Source organism: Thiothrix caldifontis (genome assembly GCF_900107695.1).
Lineage (GTDB): Bacteria > Pseudomonadota > Gammaproteobacteria > Thiotrichales > Thiotrichaceae > Thiothrix > Thiothrix caldifontis.
In genome coordinates, this window is the sequence record NZ_FNQP01000028.1 from 31,693 (window position 1) to 39,835 (window position 8,143).

The 8,143-nt window shown below is 55.9% G+C and carries 4 protein-coding genes; 2 read left to right on the top strand and 2 right to left on the bottom strand.

Annotation, left to right across the window (positions count from 1 at the left end):
• Positions 1–2,622: nSTAND1 domain-containing NTPase (locus BLV87_RS16300; protein WP_139282211.1), on the bottom strand; the 2,622-nt coding region annotated here is incomplete at its 3' end.
• Between the two features lie 181 nt (positions 2,623–2,803).
• Here BLV87_RS16300 and BLV87_RS16305 point away from each other — a divergent pair.
• Entirely contained in the window at positions 2,804–5,977 is a 3,174-nt protein-coding gene (locus tag BLV87_RS16305) for a DEAD/DEAH box helicase (protein WP_093070391.1), read from the top strand.
• 2 nt (positions 5,978–5,979) lie between these two features.
• Positions 5,980–6,813, top strand: a complete 834-nt coding sequence (locus BLV87_RS16310) for an SWIM zinc finger family protein (RefSeq protein WP_093070393.1) — start codon at positions 5,980–5,982, stop codon at positions 6,811–6,813.
• 24 nt (positions 6,814–6,837) lie between these two features.
• Here the strand turns inward: BLV87_RS16310 and BLV87_RS16315 are convergent, their stop codons facing one another.
• On the bottom strand, positions 6,838–7,974 hold the full coding sequence (locus tag BLV87_RS16315; protein ID WP_093070395.1) for an ATP-binding protein: 1,137 nt from the start codon (positions 7,972–7,974) through the stop codon (positions 6,838–6,840).
• Positions 7,975–8,143 lie beyond the last annotated feature (169 nt).

Consider the following 8,143-nt stretch of genomic DNA (forward strand, 5'->3'; position numbering starts at 1 on the left):
CTCTTGCCCAGTGGGAACAGGTTTCTCGCTCAGCGGCTTGCCTTGGCTATTCCAAAAGAGTAGCGTGTTTCTCTCGCCATCAAGTGTTACTAGCCGTTCTACTTCGGTAGAAAATAAATGATTTGTAGGACGATGGTTAATTAGGACTGGAAGCTCATATGTTTTTGCAACACCCCCCGTTTCCATATCCCAAACAGTAAGTCGCCCATCTGGATGGAATATCCAGCAATTATCTCCCACAAAAACCTTATACGTTGAAATTTGGTAAGGAAAAAAATTTGTACTTACCTTATTTAAAAAGTGACTCATAGTGTTATAAATGTCTGATGTGTTTTTTTTAGTCTTATCCATCTGTACTGCTTGCAGACTCAGCAATAATGCACGGTCAGCATAACCATTGTGTTCATTCTGATCTTGAACGATCGTGTGAGCTTTTGTGAGCAAGTTCTGAACATTAGCATTTATGACCTGTTGCATTGCCCGTTTGCTTTGTTTGTCAGCTTGAACTGCGAAAAATATCGTAGCCAACAGCACAATAACCAATACGGCAATAAAACCTAACAAAGTATTCCGGTTCCGCTTACGTACTCGTTCTTTCTCCAGCGTCTGCCGATCCCGTTCATGAATGCTGGTATCAATAAACGCCGCCTCCAGTTCCGACGCCCGCCCCACATTCCCCTTCAACCACTCCTGCGCCACCGCCAACCGCGATCCCGTCAGCAACCACGCGGCATCCCGCCCCCCATCCGCCCAATCCTTCGCGCCCTTGCTGATCTGGTGCTGGGTGCGCAGCGCATCACGGTTGTCGGCGATCCACTCGCGCAGTTTGCCCCAGTGGCGGATCAGGGCTTCGTGCGAGACTTCGGCGAAGGCGGCTTCGTTGCCGTCGGTTTGCTGGGTGGTGATCAGGCGGGCGTCTGCCAGTGCCTGGATGATGTGGCGGGCGGCGGGGTCGTCGCCAAATTCGCGCAGGTCGGCACGGCGACGGGTGTCTTCGCTGCCTTCGCCCGGCTGGATCAGGCGCAGAAAGATGTGCTTGGCTTGTTCCTGTTCGGGGTCAGAGAATCCGGCAAGGATGCTGTTGGCGCGGATTTCGAGTGCCTTTTCCAGCCCACCAAACTGGTTGTAGGTGTCGAGCCGCAGACCGTCGCCGTCGCGCTGTTCCCACAGCAGACTGAGGACGTATTGCAGCAGCGGCAAGCTGCCGGGCTGGTTTTCAACCGCATCCAGCAGGGCTTCGGTGAGGGCTGGCTCGACGCTGACGCGCTGCTTGCGGGCAGGCTGTTCGATGGCGGCACGCAGTTCCGCTGACCCCATCGGTGGCAGCAATTCGGTGCTGTGCTGGTTGAGCAGGCGGGTGAAGGCTTCGTTTGCCAGCGCGGCGGCGAGGAAATCCGCCCGCATCACCAGCAGCAGGGTGCAGCCCTTGAGGTCGGCTTCCACCAACCGGATCAACTGGCTTTCATACGCCCGCACGGTGGCGGGGTCGGAATGGGTGAACAATTCCTCGAACTGATCGATGCACAGCAGCACCCGTGTTTGCCCGCTGCTGCCCCACACGTCTTGCAGCAATTCCGCCAAGCTGAGTTGCTGTTCACGGAACGCGCTTTCCAGTGACTTGCGCCGTTGCAGCCGTTCCACCGCCTGCTGCGGGGCGGGGTGGAGGATGGCGGCAAACAGGCTGGCGAGTTCGCCGAATGGTGCATTGCCGGGGCGGGTCTTGAGGATCAGCCAGTCGCCGGTCTCGCGCAAACGCGGGATCACCCCGGCACTGACCAGCGAGGATTTGCCGCTGCCACTCGCGCCCCACAGCGCAAACAGGCGGGTGGCGGGAATTTTGTCGCACAGTTCGCCGGTTAGGGCTTCGCGCCCGAAGAAATACGCACGGTCTTCCTCGCGGAACGCTTCCAGCCCCCGGTAGGGGTTGAGCAGCACGCCGTTGGCATCGAAACGCGGGCGTTCCTGCGTCAGCAACTGGCGTAATGTCCACTCGGCTTGTTGCGGCTGGCGCGGGAACAAACCCCAGTCCCAGCTTTGTCCGTTATCTTGGCGTAAGTCCTCGATGTCCAGCGAACGCGCCTGCCGCGCTTCGGACAGCAGCACCTTGGAACCTGCTCGCGTGAAAGCTGCCTGCAACGCCACTTGCCCGCCCTCCGCCAGCAGTGCGGCGTAGAATTCCCGCGCAAAACCTGCCGCCTGCCCGTCATCAATGGCGCGGTGGGTGGCAATCACCACTGGCACACCCGCTGCATGGAAGCTTTCCACCTGTGCGGCATTGTGACAACCGTTGAGGAAGATCAGGTCAGGCGGGCGCGACCACGTACCGATGTGGGTGGCAAGGTGCTGGGCGTAGACCGCTTCGTCATCAGACAGCAATGCACCGCCATCGCTATGCCCAGCAAAGTGCAGGATGGCAACCCGCCCGGCGAGTTGGTCGAGCGTGGTTTTGAGTTGTTCCTGAGTGAAATACGGTTCGTACTGGATGGCAAACGGGACAATATCCGCCTGCCGCGACTCCAACAGGGCTTTGAGGGTGCTGAGTTCGGCGGGGATGGACGCAAGCGGCTTGAGGGTACTTTTTGCACCCAGCAATAACACAATGGGGAGGTGTGCTGACTGCATGACAAGCCATTCATCACTTGGAGATATACGTGGATTATAGCCATGATAATTTACGCTTGACTGGATTTAAATCAACAAAGCCCCTAAACATCAGCTAACCCCTGCCCTGTGCTAGACTTGGCTGGCGGCGTAGGTTTGGCGTGTGAAAACCATCATGAGATTATGGAGAACAAGGTAGTTTATGGATGTTTGTCATGGAACATGGGTTCCCGCCAGCGATGCTGATTTCAACAATCACGGTCAGTTCATTTTCTGGGTTGAGACACCCGCTCAACCCAGCAGCAAAATCAAAGAAGGCATTCACCCTAACCACCTGTCCAAAGACACTGCTTTGGGAGATTTCCTGACCTCGGCTTTAGCCCTCAATAAGGCCACCTTGCTGGCTCTCCAGCCAAAACCCGCCACGTTCCATGCCACTTTACCCACTCATGAAGGGCAGCCCTTGCCCAGCATGGAAATGGCGCAACTGACAGGTGAATACCCACCGGATGAATACACTTGGCAGACTTGGGCTATCAACGGCAAGGCCATCGGCAAACCGTTGCTGTTCCTGCGCGAATTACAGTTTATTGCCAGCACGAAACAGCCCGGTTTTCGCTTGGGCAGTGATTTGCTGTTCTGGATGCAATACGCCCAGCAGTTGCGCAATGTAATCCGCCAACACCAATTCTTGCCGGTGATGAAATGCCACCAGCCTGCGGGCAAAAAGGCGCGTTTAAGCATTGATACCGGGTGGTCGCCGGTAGGCAGCCTGTATGAACGTGGCCTACAGGAGTTTGCTGCTGCCATGCCCGGTATTTGCACAACGGTCAGTAGCCAAGCCCCCAAACAGGCAACCCCTCCCAACCAACCGTCTGGTTGGGAAGCGGTGGCATTGCTCCGGCATTTTTCCGAACAGCAACTGGAGGAGCTGGTGGCAAGCACCAGCATCACCAAACAGGTATTGCAACAACTGGGGGATAGCTGGTTACTGGACGCAGCAGGCTATACCGTTAGCGGCATCCGCAAAATGTTGGGTACTGATAGCGGTCTGACGGCTGAACAGTGGCAGCAATGGTACGCTTGGCAACGCGGTATCGTGGGTCAAACACAGGATGCCGGTTTTGTGCTGGGCTTGCGTTTACATCCAGCAGACAACAGTGCGAATGCAGATTGGTGGCTGGGTTTCTTTGTCGAGTCCAGCCACGACCCTTCCCTGAAAATGGAACTGTCCGAGTGGTGGGCCTTATCCAGTGCCAAGCAAAAACAATGGCAGCAACAGTTTGGCCCGCAGTTTGAGCGTAACCTGCTGGTCAGCATGGGACACGCAGCACGGATGTGCCCTCTGCTGTGGCAAGGCATGGAATCCCCCCAGCCCACTGGCTTGAGCCTTGACTTGCAGACCGCCTACGAATTCCTGAAAAACGATGCCGCTGTGCTGGAATCTGCCGGGTTCAAGATTGCCTTGCCAAGCTGGTGGACACCGCAAGGCCGCAAGCGGGCGCGTATCCGCATCAAAGCCTCCGGCAAGTCAGCACCTTCACAGGCCAAGGACAGCGGCACGGGTTACTTCTCCCTGCCTTCGCTGGTGCAATACCAGTACGAGCTGTCCGTCGGTGGTGAAACCGTCACGGCGCAGGAATGGCAAGCACTGGTGAATGCCAAAACCCCGCTGGTGCAGTTCCGGGGTGAGTGGATGGAGCTGGACAGCGCCCAGATGGAACAACTGTTGGCCTTGTGGCAACAACAGGAACAGGATCGCGGTGCAGCATCAATCAGTGACCTGCTCAAACAGATCGCTGAAGCCGATGACCATACCACCGAATTTGTCTTTGATGAGGTATTGGACGACCTGCTGGAACGCCTGCAACAGCAACGTGGCATTGAACTGCTGGATAACCCCGCCGGTTTGCAAGGCCAGTTAAGGGCTTACCAAAAACAGGGCTTGTCATGGCTGGCGGCACAGGAAGCCTTGGGGCTTAACCCTTGTCTGGCGGACGACATGGGTCTGGGTAAAACCATTCAGGTCATCGCGCTATTGCTACACGAACGCAACCAGCTACCCCCCGAACAGCAGGCAAACTTGCCGCCCACCTTGCTGATTGCGCCCACATCGGTGTTGAGCAACTGGCAAAAGGAAATGGAAAAGTTTGCCCCGCAACTGCGCAGCCTGATCCATCATGGCAGTGACCGCGCTGACAAGCCGAAACCTTTCAAGGAAGGCGCTGCCGCCCATGACGTGGTGATCACCTCCTTCACCATCGCCCGCAAGGACAGTGCCTTGCTCAAGCAGCAACACTGGCAGCGTATCGTGGTGGATGAAGCCCAAAACATCAAAAATCCCAAGTCTGCCCAAGCCAAGGCCATTTACGCACTGGATGCCCCGCACCGCATTGCCATGACCGGGACACCGATAGAAAACCGCCTGATGGACATGTGGTCGTTGTTCCACTTCCTCAACCCCGGCTACCTGGGCAACGCCACCCAGTTCAAACGGGCGTATGAAACCCCGATCCAGCGCGAAGGCGACACGCAGCGTTCCAGCCAATTACAGCGCCTGATCCAGCCGTTCATTTTGCGCCGCCTGAAAACCGACAAGTCGATTATTGATGACCTGCCTGATAAGGTTGAACAAAAGGTCTACTGCAACCTGACCAAGGAACAGGCTTCGCTGTATCAGGCGGTGGTGGATGATGTGCAGCAACAGCTTGAGGATGCCGAGGGCATCCAGCGTAAAGGCTTGATCCTGTCAACGCTGATGAAACTGAAGCAGATTTGCAACCATCCCGCCCAGTTCTTGCAGGATGGCAGTGCCTTCACGGAAACCCGTTCACACAAGCTGGCCCGCCTGAGTGAAATGGTCGAGGAAGCACTGGATGAAGCCGACAGCTTGCTGCTCTTTACCCAATTTACAGAAGTCGGTAGCCAACTGGAAAAACTGTTGCGTGAGAAACATACCTGCCCTGTCTATTACCTGCACGGTGGCACCAGCCGCCAACGCCGCGAACAGATGATCGGGAGTTTTCAAGACCCCGACACCCCGGCGGGCATCTTCATCCTGTCCCTGAAAGCCGGGGGTGTCGGTATCACCCTGACACGGGCCAACCATGTGTTCCATTTTGACCGCTGGTGGAATCCGGCGGTTGAAAACCAGGCCACTGACCGTGCTTACCGTATCGGTCAGCAAAAGACGGTGTTTGCCCATAAAATGGTGACACTGGGCACACTGGAAGAACGCATCGACAAAATGCTCGAAGACAAACAGGCACTGGCAAACAGCATTATCGGCACGGATGAGAACTGGCTGACCGAAATGGACAATGCCGCTTTCCGGCAGCTCATCCAGTTAAACCGCAGCACCATTATGGAGGCTTAAACATGGCTAAACTCACCCGTACTTGGTGGGGGGAGAAATTCCTCAACGTGCTTGCCATCAGTATGGACAGCGGGCGGCTGGGGCGCGGCAGGGCGTATTCCGGCCCCAACCGGCTACTCACGTTCGTCATTGTCGGCCCGGTTGCCAAGGCCACGGTACGCGGCAACGTCAACCCGTATTTTGGGGTTTACAAAGAACCCCGTTATCAGGTTGAGGTAAAGCTGAAACCCTTTTCCGCCCAAGACTGGGACAAGCTGATTGACGCTATCAGCCAGAATGCGGCGTGTTTGTCACAATTGCTGCTGAATGAAATGCCCTCGGCGATTGAAAACGTGTTTGCCCAACAAAACCTGCACCTGTTACCCCAACGCAGCACTGACCTGATTAGCCAGTGTTCATGCCCCGATTATGCCTCGCCCTGCAAGCATGTGGCAGGTGTTTATTACAAGCTGGCCTCGTTGCTTGACCGCGACCCGCTGCTGCTGTTCCAGCTACGCGGGATGGATACTGTCAGGTTACAGGAAAAGCTGGCGGCATCCCCCTTGGGCAAAGCCTTGTTGGAGCAGCGCGGGGCGGGTGGGCAAGCACTTGAATACCATTCCCACCGCTATCCTGACCCACCCCGGCAACCCTTGGCAGCCACTGGCCTGAAAGCGTTCTGGCAGGGATCAGCCCCCTTGCCATTGGTCAATGCCAGCGGCAAAGCGGCAACCCCGGCGGTATTGGTCAAAAAAGGTGGGGATTACCCCGCATTCTGGGAGCGGGACAACTCGTTTATTGGGGTGATGGAGGCTCTTTACACCACTATCACCGACAAGAACAGGGCGGTGTTGTAAGGAAGTTGATTAAAACAGTGCTGCCTAATCCCCATGAGGCGATGGCGCAGCAAAAATCGTCAGCAACAGTTCCGCATCATCAATCAGCCGGTAAACCGGACGTTTGCCCGCCAACTGTTCACTTTCTGACAGGATAATCGGTACACCTTCGCCGCGCTTGTCCATGATGAAATTGCGCTGCGAACCAATCGCGTCCACATTCATCGGACATTTCGCCAGCAAGGAACACAGCAGTTCATTCCGTGCCGATTGCCGTTCGGGCAGGCTATCCACTGTCATGGTGTTGGGGATTGCTCCCGGCGAAAACAGTTCCAGACGGTCGGCGAACAGGTGCAGGCGGATTTTCGAGCCGTAAATGGAATAATCCCGATGGGCAACCGCGTTCACCACCGCCTCAAACACGGCATTGAGGGAGAACTGCGGCGTTTCAATGCGGTTGGGTTTTTTCACCGCATACACCCGCGTATTGCGTTCGACGAATTTGCAGGCATCACGGATTTGTTCATCCAGCGAGCCATGAATATCCTTGGCGTCCAGTTGGTAGGCGGCATTGCGTTCCGTGCCACGGTACACCACGGCCTGAATGTAGGCATTGGTAATGAAGTCTGCCGGGCGTTCCGTCGCCATCAGCACACCACTGACGGTGGGAGACCAGTTGCCATCTTCGTCGCAGGTGATGAGTTTCAGTTTGGAGAGGAATTCGCGGTCATCTTTGGGTGAAAGCGGTGAGCGGAAACGTCGCCATAGCGGTGCTTTCAGGTCATCCAGCGTCGCCTGCGGGACAGCTTGCTCATCGTAACGGATAATCCTTGCCTGACTGCGCTGCTGGAACAGACGGGCGAGTGCGTCGGGCGTCATTTGCCGTTTGGAACTGCCGATGCGGTACAGATAACCGCCGGGACTTTGGTGTACAAACAGGCTGCGGGGAATATCAACCCGCACAAGCGCGGTTTCGTCACCATCCGGGGTTTTCGCGGGCAGTTTGCGTATCCGGCAAAGCAAGGGAGGGGTAATCTGGTCGTTGGCAATTTCCCGCAACCATGTTTCCACTGCATCTATTTTGTCGAGTGGGATACCGCTGACGGTTTTGGTTTTGTCATCCACACCCAGCACGATGATGCCGGTATTGCTGTTTGCCATCGCTGCCATTTCGTCAGCCATGCCGCTGCGGTGAGGGGCACTGATTTGCCCACCCTATACGCATCAACTTTAAGCCCTCCATTCCCTAACTTGCTGTAATCTCATCCAATTATTAGGTTTTTTCCTCCGTTTGTTTTGTCGGCAAGCGGTTGAAGAAGCGAAGAGTTTTGCCAGTTGCTTGAGGCATTTT

Bases quoted from the DNA above. Each gene is read 5' to 3' on its own strand.
- BLV87_RS16305 (WP_093070391.1), top strand. From the start codon at position 2,804: ATGGATGTTTGTCATGGAACATGGGTTCCCGCCAGCGATGCTGATTTC.
- BLV87_RS16310 (WP_093070393.1), top strand. From the start codon at position 5,980: ATGGCTAAACTCACCCGTACTTGGTGGGGGGAGAAATTCCTCAACGTG.
- BLV87_RS16315 (WP_093070395.1), bottom strand. From the start codon at position 7,974: ATGGCTGACGAAATGGCAGCGATGGCAAACAGCAATACCGGCATCATC.